Source organism: Paenibacillus aquistagni, assembly GCF_900177815.1.
Lineage (GTDB): Bacteria > Bacillota > Bacilli > Paenibacillales > Paenibacillaceae > Paenibacillus_B > Paenibacillus_B aquistagni.
The window spans coordinates 98,125-117,318 of sequence record NZ_FXAZ01000006.1 but is presented as its reverse complement, the minus strand read 5'-3'; the positions used below and the strand labels follow the sequence as shown (position 1 = coordinate 117,318).

The 19,194-nt window shown below is 46.7% G+C and carries 17 protein-coding genes; 9 read left to right on the top strand and 8 right to left on the bottom strand.

Going from position 1 to position 19,194, the window contains the following annotated elements; all coding sequences use genetic code 11:
* The first annotated feature begins 293 nt into the window (after positions 1-293).
* From B9Y93_RS19010 to B9Y93_RS18970, 9 genes are read left to right on the top strand one after another with little or no spacing between them, the layout of a single operon-like run.
* Positions 294-1,619 (top strand): radical SAM protein, encoded by a 1,326-nt coding sequence (locus B9Y93_RS19010; RefSeq protein WP_085497074.1) that lies wholly within the window; start codon positions 294-296, stop codon positions 1,617-1,619.
* Positions 1,620-1,657: 38 nt separating this feature from the next.
* Positions 1,658-2,860, top strand: coding sequence for an SPL family radical SAM protein (locus B9Y93_RS19005; protein ID WP_085497072.1), 1,203 nt, complete (start codon positions 1,658-1,660; stop codon positions 2,858-2,860).
* 45 nt (positions 2,861-2,905) lie between these two features.
* Positions 2,906-3,094 carry a hypothetical protein gene (locus B9Y93_RS19000; RefSeq protein WP_085497069.1) on the top strand — a complete coding sequence of 63 codons (189 nt, stop codon included), beginning with the start codon at positions 2,906-2,908 and terminating at the stop codon, positions 3,092-3,094.
* Entirely contained in the window at positions 3,091-4,158 is a 1,068-nt protein-coding gene (locus B9Y93_RS18995; protein WP_085497066.1) for a glycosyltransferase family A protein, read from the top strand. Before B9Y93_RS19000 ends, B9Y93_RS18995 begins: the two co-directional genes overlap by 4 nt.
* A 13-nt stretch (positions 4,159-4,171) precedes the next feature.
* The gene (locus tag B9Y93_RS18990; RefSeq protein WP_176228981.1) at positions 4,172-5,074 is read left to right on the top strand and encodes a glycosyltransferase; all 903 of its coding nucleotides are present in this window, start codon (positions 4,172-4,174) and stop codon (positions 5,072-5,074) included.
* A gap of 8 nt (positions 5,075-5,082) precedes the next feature.
* On the top strand, positions 5,083-6,090 hold the full coding sequence (locus B9Y93_RS18985) for a hypothetical protein (protein WP_085497063.1): 1,008 nt from the start codon (positions 5,083-5,085) through the stop codon (positions 6,088-6,090).
* Positions 6,081-7,103: an ABC transporter ATP-binding protein gene (locus tag B9Y93_RS18980; RefSeq protein WP_085497061.1), complete on the top strand. Its 1,023-nt coding sequence runs from the start codon at positions 6,081-6,083 to the stop codon at positions 7,101-7,103. The genes B9Y93_RS18985 and B9Y93_RS18980 overlap by 10 nt, the downstream gene beginning before the upstream one ends.
* Positions 7,100-7,897 carry an ABC transporter permease gene (locus B9Y93_RS18975; RefSeq protein WP_085497059.1) on the top strand — a complete coding sequence of 266 codons (798 nt, stop codon included), beginning with the start codon at positions 7,100-7,102 and terminating at the stop codon, positions 7,895-7,897. The genes B9Y93_RS18980 and B9Y93_RS18975 overlap by 4 nt, the downstream gene beginning before the upstream one ends.
* 5 nt (positions 7,898-7,902) lie before the next feature.
* Positions 7,903-8,703 (top strand): ABC transporter permease, encoded by an 801-nt coding sequence (locus B9Y93_RS18970; protein WP_085497057.1) that lies wholly within the window; start codon positions 7,903-7,905, stop codon positions 8,701-8,703.
* Between the two features lie 153 nt (positions 8,704-8,856).
* On the opposite strand, the gene B9Y93_RS18965 is transcribed toward B9Y93_RS18970, so the two are convergent.
* The 8 genes from B9Y93_RS18965 to B9Y93_RS18930 all read right to left on the bottom strand — a co-directional run bounded on the left by B9Y93_RS18965 (position 8,857) and on the right by B9Y93_RS18930 (position 18,865).
* The gene (locus B9Y93_RS18965) at positions 8,857-10,758 is read right to left on the bottom strand and encodes a 3'-5' exonuclease (RefSeq protein WP_085497054.1); all 1,902 of its coding nucleotides are present in this window, start codon (positions 10,756-10,758) and stop codon (positions 8,857-8,859) included.
* 304 nt (positions 10,759-11,062) lie between these two features.
* A complete protein-coding gene (locus B9Y93_RS18960) occupies positions 11,063-11,650 on the bottom strand; it encodes a pentapeptide repeat-containing protein (RefSeq protein ID WP_085497052.1) in 588 nt (195 codons plus the stop codon).
* 22 nt (positions 11,651-11,672) lie between these two features.
* Complete coding sequence (locus B9Y93_RS18955) at positions 11,673-12,950, bottom strand: hypothetical protein (protein WP_139829194.1); 1,278 nt, start codon at positions 12,948-12,950, stop codon at positions 11,673-11,675.
* 227 nt (positions 12,951-13,177) lie between these two features.
* Positions 13,178-13,429 (bottom strand): hypothetical protein, encoded by a 252-nt coding sequence (locus tag B9Y93_RS18950; protein WP_085497048.1) that lies wholly within the window; start codon positions 13,427-13,429, stop codon positions 13,178-13,180.
* 12 nt (positions 13,430-13,441) lie between these two features.
* On the bottom strand, positions 13,442-15,535 hold the full coding sequence (locus B9Y93_RS24280; protein ID WP_097676286.1) for a hypothetical protein: 2,094 nt from the start codon (positions 15,533-15,535) through the stop codon (positions 13,442-13,444).
* 204 nt (positions 15,536-15,739) lie between these two features.
* Entirely contained in the window at positions 15,740-16,171 is a 432-nt protein-coding gene (locus B9Y93_RS18940) for a hypothetical protein (RefSeq protein WP_139829193.1), read from the bottom strand.
* 279 nt (positions 16,172-16,450) lie between these two features.
* Positions 16,451-17,812 carry an MATE family efflux transporter gene (locus B9Y93_RS18935; protein WP_244903482.1) on the bottom strand — a complete coding sequence of 454 codons (1,362 nt, stop codon included), beginning with the start codon at positions 17,810-17,812 and terminating at the stop codon, positions 16,451-16,453.
* A gap of 375 nt (positions 17,813-18,187) precedes the next feature.
* Positions 18,188-18,865 carry a chitinase N-terminal domain-containing protein gene (locus B9Y93_RS18930; RefSeq protein WP_085497042.1) on the bottom strand — a complete coding sequence of 226 codons (678 nt, stop codon included), beginning with the start codon at positions 18,863-18,865 and terminating at the stop codon, positions 18,188-18,190.
* Positions 18,866-19,194 lie beyond the last annotated feature (329 nt).

Below are 19,194 nucleotides of genomic sequence, written 5' to 3'. Positions count from 1 at the left end.
TTATCTGACAACGCCCTTTTTACACACCATTGGATTTAATCGTTTAAACTTTGTGTCTCTAGCACGATTCACAGCCAACCAATGCTTAGTAGAATAGCACACTACATTCCACCTTTTACATTCTACTAGGTTCTCCTCAGTGTTAACTCCATTCACAACTCGCATGACCCAACATCCAGCATGTACATCGCAAGCCCAATCATTAGACTCTTCACTCATAATTCTACTTACACTTCAAGATTGAAGCTTTAGTAAGGTCGAAGCTGAGAATTCATTATTCTTAGGAGGGAAGTATGTCATTCCATTATTTAAGTGAAGTGTCTGATCGACAAAGAGAACTGCTGAAGCAGCATCTTAAGAGAAGGTTGCATGAGCGCGAATCGAAGACAGGTCTATCCATCGTTTACGATCTAACGTACATGTGCAATCAGGCTTGTCCTGGATGCTGCGTAAGCGCTGTTGCGTACAAGAAAGGGAGGGAGATAACGATTGATCAGCACGGTTCCGATCTACCCAATATTGTATCCGTGCTAGAGAAGATCAAGCAGTATTTAGACACGAAGCCAGGTCTCGACTTCTTTATCGACTTCGGCGGCGGTGAGCTGACCCTCCGTCCAGACTGGAAAGAGATTCTGCGAATCGCTTGTGACATGTTTGGTCGAGATTCGGTGGGGATGAACACCAACGGAACACGAGCAGCAATCGAAGATATGCTGGACATCGATCCTTACGTCTCGTATATTGGCATCTCGATTGACGGCATGGAGCAGTACCATAACAAGTGGCGCAGAACCGTCGAAGGCGGCAACTCCTTTGAACGTTCCATGAATCTGATTCGTGAGATGCTTCAAGTCCCTACACTGAAGTCCAAGCTCGATATTACAACAGTCCCTACCAAAAACAATCTCGCAGAAATCCCCGCTCTTATGCGCTATTTGAATCAAGAAGGCATCCAGAACTACAGCGTGCACCGAGCTATGCAGGTTGGAAGGTTCTGGGACAAGGATCAACTGCTCCCTTCTCCAAGCGACTACTTCAAGCTGCTTGTCCAAATCGTAGAGACCAATCAAGAACTCGGCATGAACGTCCATCTCCATCACTCCATAGAATCGATCTATACATCACTTCTGCTTGGCGTCAACACGTATTCGGAGAGCAATCTCGGCAACCCTGATCGCAAAGCCTCGCTTGGCATCGATCCTGTCGGCAGAATCTTCTTCGACCCGTGGTGCACCGTGGACCCTTGGGACAAGCTGGCCAAGTCCTCTCTGCTCGATGACGATGTGACCTTTGAGTCTATTCTGAAAGAGCATGGCGGCATACAAGATATCATTGACAGCTATTGCCGAAAGGATATTCGCTGCAAAGGCTGCGATGCAGCCTGCTCGGGCGGCAACCGAATTGCGGCAGCGGCCAATCATATTCGAAGCAACTTCCAGCTTAAGAGCAAAGAGGTCACGAAGGAGCAGCTGCTTGAGGCGATGGACAGCGTGGATCCAGCTTGCCCGCTTTACATCGACAGCTCTACCTATATCTCGGCTGCTGACCATGCTGAACTCAGCATGATTCAAGCGCAATTTGCCAGCATTCAAGTTCCCGAGCCAGCTGTCGTGCGCTAAATAACCATCTAACTACTATGTCGTAAGGAGCTCCCATCATGACAACACCCGTAAACTATATCGAAAAAGAATGCAAAACGCTTCTCAATCGAATGAAAGAAACGCTCTTTACAATGCGTACTTATTCCATAAGGCTTACCGCTAATTTGTACAGCGGCTGCGTCTTTGATTGCCCTTACTGCTATGCCCCCTACATTCACAAATTCAACGAGGGGGCTACACCGCAAGAATTCGGCACCAAAATATTTGTTAAAGAAAACGCGATAGAAGCACTCGATAAGCAAATTCGAACCATGAAGCGCAAAAAGGACTACGTTCCAGAGTACGTTGATCTTGGCACCATCACCGACTGCTATCAGCCGATTGAGAGCAAGTACAAGCTTACGCGCCAAGTACTGGAGCGCTTTGTCGCCCATGAGATTCCTGTGACCATCCTGACCAAGTCTGATCTCGTCACGAGAGATATTGATCTCCTCAAGGCATTGGCTGAGCAGCAAAAAGCCGCGGTCGGCATCAGCATTACGATGTCGACCTCTGAGGAGAAGCCGTACAAGGCATTCCTTGAGCCGAAGTCCCCTTCAACCGCCAAGCGGCTTGAAGCACTAAGGCAATTGAATGCGGCAGGCATCCCTACTTTTGTCTTTGTGAATCCTGTCGTGCCGTTCTTGTCTGCCACCGAGAAGAACATTCGCGAGCTGTTTCAAGAGATTGCCGACACAGGCACCAGCAATATCTTCTTTGGTGTGATGAAGCTGAATCCGCTGACTTGGTCGCTGTTCCGATCACGCCTTGAGGCCTTCCAGCCAGAGCTTGTTCCTTCCTTCCATGATCTGTACTTCAAGTACGGAACCAAGGAGCTTCTCCGGGCAGCTGTTCCTTCATATGAATACCGTGAAGAGCTGTACGGCATGGCGCGGGATATCGCCAAGGAGATCGGGACAGGCTTCTCCTGCGAGGGCGGCTTGTACCACTTGTGGCTGAACGATTGGGCGGAATGCGAGAAAGGCTTCAATTATCCGACTGGCTACCATTTTTGGAAGGCAGTCAAGGATCGCAACGGCGAGCTCCTTGATTTTGACGGGCTCGCACAAGAGCTCACGCAGCATTATCCAATCCTAAAGCCAGCCTATCTCGATTCGCTGGCTTCCTTCTGGAAGCAGGATCTGCTGTTTACCGAATTAAATGATATTGAACGAATCGAGCTCGACGGTCAGCTTATGTATCGCTGGATAAGCGCTTGAAGCTAAAGCGCTCTCTTATTAATGGTGAGAAAGTAGGGATAGAGCATGACGATGCCGCTTCCACGATTATCCGAAGAGCAAATCAAGCTGTTGAACCAACAAATTGCGGAGTCCAATCTGGATGCAGGACAATGGCTGAACCATATGATCAGCAAAATCTTCCGTGAGGAATGCAGCACTAACGTTCTTAGTCTGGCTGATCCAGAAGCCGTGCAAGGTGCGATAGACGCATGAGTGTGCAGTGGCAGCTAGTCGTCGGCATTCCGACGATCCATTCCTCTCGGTACATCTATCATTCCTTAAGCAGCATTGCGAAGGAGATCAGCCGCCTTCCAAGCACCTTCCAAACGACGATGGTCGTGTGCCTGAATGGCACACTGGATGGCGGGGCAACGGCTCGAGAGATTAGAAGATTCATCTCGGAGCAGCCCGGCTTGAAGGTTGTGCTGCTGGAGCTGCAAGAAGGCGGGAAGAATCTCGCCTTGAATCATATTGTCCGCTATGCGAAGGAAGAAGCAAGCGACCTGCTTCACTTTTTCGATGATGATATCGATCTAAAAGAAGGTTCGCTGCTCATCAATCTGACGACGCTGATTGAACAGGAGGCCAAGCTTGGCATTCCGGTGCTCGTCGGCTCCAACTTCATCGGCACAGCTAGACCATGGCGAGAGCTTCTAAGCGAGCAGGGCAATCTCTTCTCCGCCTTGAACAGCTGGGTCCTTCAACAGGTGTTCCTGCTTCCGTTCCAGCCGCATACAGACAAGCCTCGATTCTGCTTAGGCGGCAGTCTGGGGGCCTTCACGAGAGACTTTCCTTACTATCCAGATGACGACACCGGCATAGCGGATGATGGTTTCATCGGCAACTACTATGCGCTGATCGGCAAGGAACTGTATGAGAAGACTGGCGTCAGCTCCATTATTAAGCCTCAAGGCTCCGAGTTCTACTTTCAGGTGGCCACCTCCTATCAGGAGTGGCTGAAGCAGCAGGTACGCATCTTCGTTGGGGTGTATTATTCCTATCTTTACTTCGAGGAACACATCCCGTTCTTTGAACGTTATTTCGCTTGGGAATTCTCCATTGGCAAAGCCATGAGACGCCCCGACAGCAAGCCCAAAGGCCTGAAGCACTATCTGCTTCGCTTCCTGCTAAGACGGCTTCAAGCCAAGGTGCTCACCAAGTCGCTCAAGATTATTGAATCCCGCTCCATCCCTGAGTGGGCTGTGGCCGAATCTACCAAGAATGCTCCCCTCCCTCCTGCGGCCGGATCATCCAATCACGAAGTCCATATCTCTTAGGAGGTCTAACCTAATGACGAATCCATTACGGGCAAGCATCATCATTCCTACCTACAACCGAAGCGAGATTCTGTCCTACACCCTGGAGTCCATACTAAGGCAATCGATCGATCTTAATGAGATTGAAGTGATTGTTGCCGATGACGGCTCTAGCGATGATACCAAAGAGGTCGTGCTGCGATATCAGAGCAAGCTGAAGCTGAAGTACGTCAGGCAGGAAGACCAGGGCTACCGGGCTGGAGCAGCACGCAATCTCGGCATTCGCAGCGCGGAATCCCCCGTCTGCATCTTTCTTGACAATGGCATTCTGCTCAGCAGCCGAGCGATCGAAGCCCATCTGAACGTGCACGAGCAGAGCGAAGAGGCGTGCACCGTTATCGGCTATATTTACGGCTTCGATGATGACAACGTGCATAACGAGGAGCTGTATCGCCTTGTCGATTACAACAATCCTGATGAATCGATTCGACTGCTGCAAGAGCAAGGCATTCTGGACAATCGCGAGCCGCTCTATCGGGAGCTCGGCGATGATCTTAGCAAATGGCCGGCGCCATGGGTCATCTTCTGGAGCGGCAATATCTCTGTTAAGACAGAGGTGCTGTTCCGAGTCGGCTTATTCGATGAGTACTATACGACATGGGGCGGCGAAGATACCGATCTTGGTCTCGCGCTGGAGAAGCATCATGTGCGCTTTGTGCTGAGCAGACAGGCTGACAGCATCCATTATCCGCATAAGAAGGATTCAACCTGGCAGGTTGACCCTGAGGAGCGTGAGCGCGACTTCGAGCGCAAGCGGGATTACATGCACAGCAAGTACAACACGGAAGCGACCAAGCTCTGGTATACCTGCTATTACAATGAGCTTAATCAGAAGCTGCTCGCGCTTCGCCAAGACCATCTCATTGGACAAGGATAAGGTAAACGATGATCAATCCTATTATTTTCTTATTTTTAAGCCTAATCTCAGGGGCTGTTGAACTTGGCGGCATCCTGTATGCCATCGAGCAGCAGTTCACCATATTTCAGATTGTCAGCATTGGTCTTGCCTACCAGCTTGGCAATCTCATTCCGAACCCGATTCGCTTGAATCGGGCCTTGACTATTCTGAGCGCTGTTGCGGCAGCGTGCATCTTCTTCTACGTCTTGAACACAACGAACAGCTTCGGTCTTATCTTTACAGGCTATATATTCATGGCGATGGCCATTCAATCCCTGCGATCCATTCAGAAGGAGAATGTCAGCACGACGGTGAAGCGGACCTTCCGCATCCTTGGCTTTCTCCTCGCGCCATTCGCAGGCGTTGCCTTCAGTGCAGGAGTCGCCATTATTCTTGCCCTCATCGGCCTTTTTGTAAAATGGACCTTTGAGTCCTTCCGGATTATGAGGCCGCGGGTGCGCTTTCTAAGCTGGGTGATGATTATTCATCAAATCCATTATTTCAGCTATTCCTACTTCGTCATCATTCTGCTCTGGCAGGCGACACCGTGGGCATCCTCCTTCTGGGTCGGCATCTTTTTTGTGCTCGGATGGATTACATACACAGGCATTTCTCACTTTTTAAAAAAGGAGCACTACTTCAAATATTTCATCATTGGTCACTCCTTCCTTACAATCGTTCTGCTGCTGATGGCTTGGCAGATTGACAATGGTCTGCTCGTCATCATTCTGTGGATCGCAACAGGCTTCGGGGGCGGTACGGTATTCTGCATCGGCAAGATCAACAGCAAGACACAGGCCCTGTCCAAGCAAGATATCGTCTTCTCTGAAAATATCGGCCACGTCGTAGGCGTGCTGGCAGGCATGCTGATCTATCAGCTGACCAATAGTGTAAGCTCAGTCATCTACTTGGCAGGCTTGTCTGCTGCGCTGGCCATGCTCTTGATGGTCGTCTACAAATTAACAACGAACAAGGTGGAATCAGGATGGCAATGATCAGACTAGAGAACTTATCCAAGCATTATAAAGTGTTGAATCGTTCAGAGGGATTGAGCGGGGCGCTAAAGGATCTATTTTCAAGAGATTACCGGATCGTAAAGGCAGTCTCTGATCTGTCGCTTGAGGTGAATGCGGGTGAGATTGTTGGGTTCGTCGGTCCAAATGGAGCCGGCAAATCCACAACCATCAAGATGATGACGGGCGTGCTTAAGCCTACCTCTGGCCTGCTTACCGTGAATGGCCGCATTCCGACCAAGAACCGTGCTCAAAATATGCAGGAGATTGGGGTTGTCTTTGGACAGCGGACCCAGCTGTGGTGGGACCTCCCTGTCATTGAGTCCTTCAAGATTCTTCGGCAAATCTATCGAGTGGATCAATCCTCCTACAACGAGAACATGAACATTTTTGAGGAACTGATTGACCTGAAGGCGCTTTACTCTACGCCAGTACGCTATCTATCGCTCGGTCAACGCATGCTGTGCGATATCGTAGCGTCCTTCCTGCATAATCCGAAGGTTATCTTTCTTGATGAGCCTACGATTGGCCTTGATATTTCCATTAAGAGCCGAATTCGAGAGGTTATCAAGACATTAAATGAGCACAAGCAGACAACGATCATCCTCACGACTCACGATCTTAGCGATATCGAAGCGCTGTGCAAGCGCATCGTCATTATTGATAAAGGCACCACCGTCTACGATGGCAGTATTCAAAAGGTATCGAGCATGTTTGGCGCACACCGCACCTTGAAGATTCAGCTGCCGCCAGCCGAATACCTAGCCTTGGATCAGCTTGCAACAAGTGTGAACGGACACTTCAGCCAAGCCAGCGCGATTACGATGGAGCAATCCGAGGAAGGCTGGATTCACTTTACGATCAATCAGGATGAGGTTCATCTCATGGACGTCTTGAATTATATCGGGCATCATTATCCGGTGCATGATATTAAGATCGAGGAGATCAGCATCGATAAGATTGTCAAAAACATTTACGAAGGCGGGTTGGCATGAACATGGGCAGATATCTAGTCATCGCCAAGAGCAGCTTTATGACGCGTGTAGCGAGACGCTCGACGTTCATCTTCACCTTTCTCGGGAATTTAGCCTATATTACGGTTATTTATTATTTATGGATGGCGGTATATGAAGGGAACTCGATGCTGAACGGCATGACATTTAATCAGGCATTTGCCTATTTGGCGCTGGCCTCGTCGCTATTCACGATGTTTCAGGTCTATACGGAATGGTTTATGTCCGCCCATATTCTGAATGGGGACATCATTACGAGCTTCATCAAGCCGCTTGATTATCAGTTCAATAAGCTGTTCGAGGCGTTTGGAGCGGTTATCAGCAATTTCATCACGATCTCGATCCCCACGCTCTTGGTCATTATCTTTGTTTTTGATACAAAAATTGAGGTTGGCTTGAATCTAGCTTTTTTTGTCATATCGCTGCTGATGGCTATGCTTATCTCGTTCTTTATCGATTATATGATTGGCCTGTGCTCCTTCTATACGGAATCCATATGGGGAATATGTACGACGAAGGATGTCATTGTGCTGTTCTTGTCCGGGGCCATGGTGCCGATCAGCTTCTTTCCTGAATACCTGCAGACAATCTGCGCTTATCTGCCGTTCCAGGCGATCTACAACATTCCATTGACCATTGTCACAACACCGGGGCTCTCCTTGATGGACTATGCGAATGCACTGGCAATGCAGGGGATGTGGGTCGTTATCCTGCTGCTGGTCAGCCGCTTGCTCCATGCTGTGGCCACCAGAACGATCACGGTAAATGGAGGCTGATATCGATGAAAACACCACTTTATTATTTGCGAATCTACTTGTCAATCGTAACACAGTATATAAAGGCTAAGCTGCAGTATCGCACCGACTTTTTTATCAGTACGATCGGCATGATCTTTACGAATATCGCGGGTATCTTTCCGGTATGGATTATCTTTCATAACATTCCAAGCCTGCATGGCTTAAGCTTTAATGAAATGCTGTTCATCTACTGCTTCTCTCTGCTCGCGCTGAGCCCGCTGCAGCTCTTCTTCGATAACATATGGAGCATTTGGTCTCATCTGCTAAGCGGTACATTTATCAAATATTACTTAAAGCCCATGAACGTGATGTTCTACTATATGTCCGAGGTTTTCGATCTCAAAGGGCTTAGTCAGGTTGCGATAGGGATTGGCGGCCTTATCTACGCCTCCAATCAGCTCGATGTGCAGTGGACGCTGCTGAACATTGTGCTCTTGATCGTATCGCTTATCGGGGCTTCGCTGATTATGATCTCACTCATGATTCTTGCAGCCTCCACCGGATTCTGGATCATGGACCCATGGAACGTCATTTCACTGGTGAATCGATTCCGTGACTTCGCCAAGTATCCGGTATCGATCTTTAATGATTTTTTCAAATTCATCTTTACATTCATCATCCCAATCGGCTGTATCGCCTTCTATCCATCCCAGCTGTTCTTGAATCCGCTGCAGGATAACGAGATGATCGTGTTCTTCTCGCCGCTCATCGGCATCGTTCTCTTCATCATTGCAAATGCCGTATGGAATAAAGGCATCAACAGCTATTCTGGCACGGGATCCTGATTAGTCCCCAAAAGGGAAAAAGCTGCTTCCGCTAACTGAACGTTGACCTGAATAATGGGCCGTTCAATCAAGGGAGCAGCTTTTTTGCTGTGCACGCTGAACAGAAGATTCTTGCGCTTGTATTGTCGTAATCCTGCTTCGCATAATCAATCCCTATCCGAATTGTTTACGATCATCCTTCTTCGAACGAGATTCAAGAACGTCATCGAGATATTGCGTGAACGTTGATTCTCCGCTGTATGTCAGATAGAGCCATTCCAATGCTCGTGTCATGGCAATATAGAAGAGAGATACCTCTCTTTCTTCAACTTGCTCCAGAGCAAACGGCATGTTCTCGATATTTACGATAAACACAGCTTGAAAATCCAAGCCTTTGGCGCTATCAATGGTACTGATCTTGATCGTCTCTTCTTCGCGATTAAAACTGCGTTTCGTCTCCGCATTCTCCGTAACCCATCTGAATGGAAACCCATGCTGATGAAGAGCTGCTCGAATATCATCGATATACGATTCCCGGTAATTATTCTTCACTCGATAAAGGATCGCCATATCCTGATAGGCAACATGCTTCTCTTCATGAAGCTCTTTTATGGATGCGCACACCCACGCCAATTCCTCCTGAAGATGATTGCATCTTCGAATAACAGGATCAGGACCCTTGCGCTTGGTCGCTTGCGGCGGGATGATCTCAACGCCATCAATTGTTGCGTCCTTTATTTTAGACTTTAACTGTGAGTGCTCCTGATAAAAGTCCCATGCGAACTGGACAATTTGCGCCGTATTGCGGTAATTAATATGAAGTATTTTCGATCTTCCGCGAAAGTCAAGGCCAATATTGTGGACAAGACTTGTTTTTCTTCTGAAAATAGACTGGGCACGATCTTCAACCATCAACAGAGACTGCGTATCTGGATTCAGACACTGCCCTAACAGCCTCAGCCACTCGCCTTCAAAATCCTGTCCCTCATCGATCAATATTGCATCATAGGTTGGTACGATAGCCTCTTGCCGTTCGATCTTCTCCAGCAGGCTCGATATATCTGTATCCTTCATTCGAAGTTGAAAGCGAAGCCATTCATGAAAGTTATACACCTCAATATGGGAAGCATCAATACCTGTATTCGAAGCATTCATCATATCCAATAGATCATCGGGTTCTCTTAGCATGCGATCAATCATGAGCTTAAGGCTCCGAGATAATGGAATGCCATAGCATAGCACGAGAATTCTCCAATCTGGATGTTCCTTGGCCAGCAACTTCGCTCGACTCGCAAGCACCAAGGTCTTGCCGCTCCCTGCCACCCCTCGAATGAGCCGATGCTTGTCACCGAGCTGCTTTGCCATATTTTCTTGATGCAGGTCCATTGTCTTGATATTATGCAGTGACAGCAGCAGCTGATCCTGATGCTGCACGGGAGGCTTGAACTCTGCACTAATACGAACCTCCGGAAAGAGATGGAATCGAATGGCTTGTATATCTTCATGGCTTAGAATAGGCTCTCTTCTATTCCATACCGTAAACATCTCATATATCTTATCGAGAAGGACCTCAGATGAGAAATGGTCATGTTCAGGATCAATCTCATCCCTGCACAGAACAAATTGCGGATCAATGACCGCGTACAGATTATGCTGAATAAAGTCCTCCTGCTTGAGCCGGGTAAATACCGTCCCAAAGCCGTATGGGAACTTCAAATACATGCTTCCCGGCTGCACAAGATTGCTGTCCTTCTTTAAAAAATCGGTAATGAGCCTCGCATTATCTCTCGCCTGCTTCAGAGGATTCTTCGTCTTTACTAGCTGCCCTGCTGTATTCCTGAGCGTCCACTCGTCATGATTCAGCTGATAAAGCGTCCCCTTCGTGTAATCCTTCACTTCTAAGATGACAAGACCCAGATCAGGACCAATAATGACGAAATCAGGCCTGCGCCCTCGTATCTCAGGTTCGTAATATACCACATAATCACTCGGTAAGTAGTCTCGCAGACTCTCAAATAGAAGTCTCTCTCCCGCAGTTGCCTTCCTTGGCATTGTCTCTGGAACCATATAAGCCATTATCTGTATCTCCTAGTACTTGATACCTATTCTCTCTCTATTATATAACTTGCTAGAGATAATGGAAGAGATTCACATCATATTGGTTGCTGAAAGGCTCTGATTTATAGCATTCTACATAGGACATGCAAATAAGCTCATTCCTACTCATGGTTCAAGTTGGAATGAGCTTTTGAAAGTGTTGAGTGACTTTATATTGCGTATGTTGCTACTTTATCAAAAAAATATTCACAAGCCAGATCTTCATCATAAGAAATTGAATATCTCGTTTCTTGCGCAAGGAGTCTAATAAATTTTCATTTCATTATCCTCTCATCTGCTCCATTAACCACTTTTTAATATCATCACACTCCAATCTTATTGGGTTCTCTTCAGTTCCAACAAAAACATGTTTGGCAGACACTTCATCAATTCCGTTTATTTCTTCAAAACGAGTTCCATAGAGAAGTGCCCCATCAAGTAGAGCGTTCGTTAAATCTACCTTAGTAAACTTTACATAGCTTAAATTTGCTCGCCGAAATGATGCTCGCCTCAAGTCAGATCCATATATATTAGTAAAGCTAAGGTCTGTATCATTAAAAGACGCTTTTATACCTACACAATTTCTTATATTTGAATGTTTTAGGGATGCGTAATCAAACACTGTTTTACTCAATATGCATTCCGAGAAATTCGTTCCTTCGAATGATGTACTTAAAAAATAGCAGTCACTCATATCATTATTCGTCAAAAACGAATTGTTCATATTTGACTCTACAATCTCTGAGCAGCTCAGATTCATTCCTGCCAGATTTAGTTGTTTTAATTCTTCTTTCACAATTTCTAATTTTTTACCAATTTTACCGTCCGATTCTGCCCATTTGTGATGTTTTAAAAACTTACTATCATCCATGGAATACTTCCTTTCAGATATTTTATGGCCACCACAGTAATTTTTCACTTAAACCTAATTCTTTTACTGCTTTGCGTACTTCAGTTATGTGTTCTGGGAACATTTTTGATGAGTCGATGATAACATTTTCACCTTTCGAAAGAGATTCTTCTATATCAGCAATTGCCTTTTCCAGAGTATAACCCTTTGGTGCAAATTTTGAATACCATCCTTTAACGTCCCACTTGACACCTGTTGCATCAATAAATTCTGCACCTGCTGGATTGGTATCTCTAACTACAGGACCAGGTAGGTCCCCTCTCGCCTCTAACTCTAAGCCTGCTAGTCTCTCAATTTTTGATTTCTCGTTTATTTTAAAGTTTTTTGCTGGATCTTTCGCCAAACTCTCATACTCTTCTGGAGATCTAGCGTAGTATCTTCCCTTATCGCCATGCTTATCTATTAATTCTTTATAGTAATCCGGAGCAGTTTCTCTAATTTTGTCTAAGTTAGCTTTAGACATCCCCTCAATCTTCTTACCATCCCCAGCATCGATTCGCCTGACCACAGAAGATTTTTCATCTGGCATCCTGATGAGCATCCCTTCTGGCGTTACCGCAAAACGGCCTGGCTTCAAGCTTTGAACCCAATCTTGGAATCGAATCGTGTATGATTTCCAATCGAATGCCTTGAACTTCTTTACGGGATTGGCCAGCACATTCATGACCTTGCTTGTCTTTACCGCTTGGGTCATGCTGCTTAACGCTTCCGGTACCTTCGCCGCTTTGCCAGCCTTGGTCACGCCCATTCCCGGCACGAGAATAGAGGACACCTTGCCGATCATTTCTGCCTTCTCCTCAGGCGATGCACTTTCGAAGTTCGCATACATCTGCTTGGCTGCCTCAATCACCATGTCCGGGTTCTGTATGAGGTACTCTGCTGCATACAGCATGTCCTCCCCCACCTGCTGGGGGTCTACGACGAGTTGGTATGCAAAGCCTGCGGTATCGACGATGCCTTCAATGATGCCGGTAAGCAGGCCTTTTGTAAAGCCCATCGTTACTTCTCCGGATGTCTTGACGAAGCCTTCCCATTTCGTTCTGCCATACGTCTCTTTTACCCAGCTGTCATAGTGGGTAAGCGGCGCTTCCATTCCTTCATGCTTGATATATGTTTCAAAATAAGCAAAGGTGGTCTCGTTCCACTTATTGTTCTCATCAATCAGCGTCCCATCTGGCAAATGAGTTGGAGGAAGCTCTCCACTCTCGATCTTCCTTAGCTTCTCCTCCAGCAGTTGCGAATCTAGCAAAAAGCAGGCCAATCATGGTAGTATCTGATCATAATAGACCTGTTCAATATAACGGAATAGCGTTATTTACGGTATAAAATTCAAGCCTTTACGTACGTACATCCAAAATGACGAAATCTTAATACGGGTATTACATGGATTGTATGTGTTATTGGTTTAATGATGGGTTCATTCGGCACCGGATAGCCCACCGTAGAAAAAAACCTTGAGAGGCAAAAAACCAATCAAGGTTTAACTTCTTAGGATTCAAATGTCATTTTCTCAGGAAATAAACCGCCTTCCTTAACTAGACATCTTGCCATTCTTTGAGCCGCCCTATCGAAGTAAAATTGATTTGAATGATTAGGGTTGTTAATCGGTTCTAATTCGGAGAACATTCTAGTTTCTTTGTTTAATTCAATCTTTCCCATTATCTCTTCTTTTGGGCCGAATCTATATATCACAACTGATTCATCCTCGTAGTCTTTCAAGAGTAAAACAAAAGCTCCCATTTATAATCACCTCTAATCTATTTCCCACGGACGACCTGACCTGACAGCGGCGTCGTGCGCAGTTTCATAGTTTGTCTTAAATATACCCTCAAACCTTGACTCAAACAATTCATGATTTAATAAATCAATGTCTTTCTTGTTGTAAGTTCCTTGCTGTAATCTAGTCCATGCTTGGGCAATTTCATAATCAGGGTCAAACCTGCCATTTCCACTTGACTTGATATGTTCATTATTAAATACATGGTCTTTGATGCGTTGAATCCGACTTTCTGCAATTCCTGTGTTCTTTGAAATCGCCTGAACATCTGAAGTTGAAACTCTTATACTATCATACATTTTCGACGCTTCAGCCTCTAGACGGAAATATTCATCTACTGAGAGGTTATTACGACCTCCAGTTTGAATATTACCCGTCCCCCCAATCTTCTTACTATCCCCAACATCAATTCGCCTGACCACAGAAGAGCTTTCATCTGGCATCCTGATGAGCATCCCTTCTGGCGTTACCGCAAAACGGCCTGGCTTCAGGCTTTGAACCCAATCCTGGAATCGAATCGTGTACGATTTCCAATCGAATGCCTTGAACTTCTTTATGGGATTAGCAAGTACATTCATGGCCTTGCTTGTCTTTACCGCTTGGGTCATGCTGCTTAACGCTTCCGGCACCTTCGCCGCTTTGCCAGCCTTCGTCACGCCCATTCCCGGCACGAGAATGGAGGACACCTTGCCAATCATTTCTGCCTTCTCCTCAGGCGACGCACTTTCGAAGTTTGCATACATCTGCTTGGCTGCCTCAACCACCAATTCCCGGTTCTGTATGAGGTATTCTGCCGCATACAGCATATCCTGCCCCACCTGCTGAGGGTCTACGACCAGTTGGTATGCCAAGCCTGCGGTATCGACAATGCCTTCAATGATGCCGGTAAGCAGGCCTTTTGTAAAGCCCATCGTTACTTCTCCGGATGTCTTGACGAAGCCCTCCCATTTCGTTCTTCCATACGTCTCTTTTACCCAGCTGTCATAGTGGGTAAGCGGCGCCTCCATTCCTTCATGCTTGATATATGTTTCAAAATAAGCAAAGGTGGTCTCGTTCCATTTATTGTTCTCATCAATAAGCGTTCCATCTGGCAAATGAGTTGGCGGAAGCTCTCCACTCGCGATCTTTCTTAGCTTCTCCTCCAACAGTTGATACTGCAAGGCATCCAGAGGATCAACCTGCCCCTTGGCTATTACTTCTTCAATATATTCAAGCAGCTCTGCTTGCTCTGGCATCGGTGAGCCGTCGTCCTTCAGCGGATTGAAGCGGCAGGCTTCCAGCGAATCCAGCAGGTTCGTTCCCGCTAGCTTGACTTGCTCATTGTAGTAGGTATCATCCACTCCTAGTGCTCGCAGCTTCTCCCTTGCTTCATTCGCTCGCACATGCGCTTCGTCCATATAGCCCGAACGTCCAAAATAGTGATATACGCTGTATTCCCGCTGGGCTTCCTTGATCGCAGTCAAGGACATCGCAATCGTAGAGAGCTTTAAGCGAGCCGCTTCCTTCTCTTCCGGTGTACCTTCCGATAAGGCACGAAGCCATTCGGCAACCATAGGGTCGGCTTGGACAACTGCCACCTGTTTGGACAGCAGCATATCCATCAGCTTCCTGACAAAGGAGGTCTGATCCATAATGCGATACAATTGCTTCATAGCTGGCAGCATCTGAACGCTCATTGGACCTAGAGCCCCACTGCCAGCCAACACCCCACGAGAGATAAAGCGCTTTAACTCTTTAGGCAACCGAGCAGACTCTGCCGATTGAATCCTCCGCTCGGCTTCGCGCTCCAGCTGCCTGTACTCGCCAGCCGCCTGATACAGCAGCCGGGATTGCTCTTCTAATCTCCCAACCAGTTCCCTAGCCTCGTGCTGAATCTCTTGCGCTAATCGTTCGACCTGATAAGCTGCACTCCGCACCCCACCATCCTCAGAAAATGAGGACCGAGCAGAGCCAGCGGTACGATTCGCCACATGGACCATCTGAACATAGCTTGATTCCAGCTCTCTTCTCCAACGCTTGAATTGCTGCGAGAGTTCTTCGATTTTATTTGGATCTGCTTGAACGTTCACGGGACACCTCCGAGTATAACGCCACAGCCGCTTCCGGCATTGGGAATACACATTGCTGTCTGTACCACGAGGTTTTCTTTCCCTATTATAAGTAATGGCGAAGGGATAATTGGAATGAAACGAATGAGTCTTAATATCCCTTCATATAAAACAAATCAACTATATAAAAAATGCTTTATTATGTAGATAAAAACCTTATGATGACTAGGTTGAAGTCTCATGACGATACGAATAGATTTCCTGTAAATCATTTCTACTGCTCTTTAGCAGCACTAAGATGAGGGTAACGACCAATAGAAGAAGTTTCAGAGGCTGAGCAATCGAGAATAAGATATGAATGATTATGGCAGCCAACAATGTCTTGAACATGTACTTCTTTATACTCCATAAGCTGATGAGCAGCAAGCATATCGGGATGAACATTCTGCCAACCAGCATGCCGAAATGTTCCGCATTGAACTCCTGTGCACGGATGCCTAGGGCATTTCCCAGCAATCCATCCTTAAAGCTTTCCCAGACAGAGCCTCCAGAAATAAAAAAAGAACCAAACAATAGGATAAGCACACCATAGAATGATAGTCCTATCCATTGCATCCAGTAAACGATCTTTACACTTGCGGGCCGATTTTTCATCAAAATCAATCCTCCTATTCATTGACTATATTTTTATAAAATCCCTTACACTCCTCTGCACATTCAAGCGCATCTCCCACCTTTCTTCAACATCGCCGACAGTAATATATTGGATATATAGTGAGTTTATCACAATAATACTAGATTAAGAAGTTCTCATTTTCACTATTGGAAACAAAAAGGACTGCCTCCCTCACCGAGGGTCAACAGTCCAAACCTAGCTCATATATAGTGCTTCGTAAACAGCTGGCTAGCCTAGTTCTCAATCCTCAGAGACATGCCTCAGATCAGCTTCCGACTATACCACTTCTCCCCGCGGAAGCGCCAGAGGAAGACAGAGCCGCGGATGCCCCACTCGATCACCATCGCGATCCATACCCCCATAATGCCAAACCCAAGCGGAATCCCAAGCACATAACCCAAGATGACGCGGAAAAGCCACATGGAGAGCAGCGATGTGATCGACGTGAAGTTTGAATCTCCCGCTGCGCGAAGAGCTGAAGGCATAATAAAGCTAATCGACCATAATAGCGGCTGCGTAACTGCAATCAGCACCATCAGCTTGAAGATGGTCGGAATGATCTCAGGCGGAGGCGTGAACAATCTCACGATCCACGGGAACAAGGGCAGCAGAAGCAGTGCCGCAAAGACAAATAGGATGGAAGACAGCCACAGGAACGACTTGATAAACTTCCTCGCATCCTGGGTATTGCGCCGTCCGATGCATTGGCCTACCACAGTAACAATCGCAATGCTAAGCGCATTCGCTCCGATCTGGAACACCAGCGCAATGGAGCCGCCGATAGCATTGACTGTGATGGCAAGGGTGCCTAGCTGCACGATAAACGTCTGGGTCAACAGCTTCCCGCCGTTAAAGAACATCTGCTCTGCTGCGAAGGGAAGCCCAATCGTCATGATTTTTTTGAGGATAGACAAGTTCAGCTTCAGTGCATTCTTCAAACGGAACTTGAGCGTCTGGTTGAACTTTAGCAAATAGATCAACGAGATCGCCATCCCCAGCACACGAGCCGTGAGCATGGAGATAATCAGTCCTACAACGCCCATATCCAGCACGGTAATAAACAAAATGTTCAAGAACAGATAAGTCAAGTTCATAATGAGCGACAAGCCTAAGCAGGCCTTCGTCTCCGCCACTCCCCGCAGCGCTCCGGTAACAGCTTGGAAGATCGCGATGAACGGGTACGAGATACAGCTGCCAATCAAGAAGATCCGTGCATTCTCTAGAACATCAGCATCTGCCCGGCCAAACAACAGCTCCAGTGTAGGGTTATGAAAAATAATGACAATCACGCTAATAAAGATTGACAGCAGCGCGACCGCGGAAATCGCCTGAGCCGCTGACTTTGACACCATCTCGGCATTGCCGCTCCCCTTATACTGCGCGACAATAACCGTTCCCCCTGTCGCTACCGCCACAAACACGTTGATGAGAAAGATATTCAGCGAATCTACCATGCTGACCGCACTGACTGCCGCTACCCCTGAGGAACTAATCATCGCCGTATTCAAAAGGCTCATCAAAATAATAAAAGCTTGATCCACAAATATCGGAATAATGATCGCGATAATTTGCTTATAATCAAGCGTTTCTCCTGTGAAGTATTTATTCAGCAGAAAGGTCATTCTTGTTTTTATCCTGGGCACCATTGTACTCATCGTATCAACTCTTCTTCATGGAATAGACCAAGGCGATCTAGGCCTTGCATAACGATGCATTATTATATCACGCTTTAAAGGAGAAGAATGTGAGGTGCCTTGCCTTAATCTCGCATATTGCGTGGTATTCCCGCAGGCGGGTTGCTTTTGCAGCCTTTTTACATTCATTTATCGCCCATTCGGCCTATTGCTCCGTAACACGGCTTCCCTTGATATCCAATCGTTTTCCGTACATTCATGGATCGTCTCCCGTTCACACGCTAAGCTTCCGAACAAACATAAATAAAGCCGGCTCCAACCTTCCCAGAGCCAGCTTTATACTTGCTTCGATTATAATAAGAACTAAGGAACCACGACGGTTAGCGGCTGGGATTCGGAAGTGCCGTATACGTTCTTGAGTTTGACTACATATACATAAGTGCCGCTTGGTTTGTTGTAAAAGGATTTGGATTCCGTCTGCGGAGCCTGTCCATTCTCAATGAGGAAGCCTTGGAAATGATTGACCAGCATGCCATTCTCGTAGAGCTCCCAAATATCTGCATTGTTGCCAGATGCAATGCTGAAGCCAACGGAGTAGCTGCTAGCCGAGGTATGATTAGCAAAGATCGAAGGGGAAGCTGGCGCCCCTGTGTAGTAAACAATATTGACGGTCGTTTGGCCAGCATTATTAGCAAGCTCAGTGCCGTCATTAAAATAGGCGGTGACAATATAGCGGAATTGGCCGCGTTCAACGCTTAGGTTCTCGCAGCTTGTCGCTGTGACATTCGAGCATACCGTTTCACCGCCCCAAGGAAACAGGGTTGGATAGCGGAATACCGAATAATGACTTACGTTGCTACCGAGATCATCCCATGTAATATGTACACGGTGCTTGCCATCCGCTTCCTTTCCTATATAAACCGCTTGTGCAGCAAAGGTTGTTGGCTGGCTGGCGTTGGGTGCAGCAAAAGCTGTCACCGCGCCGCCCACCAACAATATGACAACCGTAACAATCGATACGAGCCTTTTCATATGAAACATTCGCCCTCCCACTCTCTTCTATGAATATCCGACGAGTAACGAACGACTTCTAATTCGCAGTGTCCTTTCCCCTTCTCCTCCTTCCAAAAAGGAAATGAAATCCACCTATAAGTTAGCACGTTTTAACTTTGAAGTAAATCCGTATTTATAAGAAAAGAACCCAGCTGCTGCTAGGTCCTTTACGCTAACTCCGATTAACATGAGCATTCGTACTTGGTCATTGTTCCAGTCATACCATCACTATAAGTGCACTTGTAAGTCAATGTTCGTAAGTAACGGTCTCTGGAGCATTGAGTTTGATAGTCACAGGTGGATTTGTCAAGTTTACA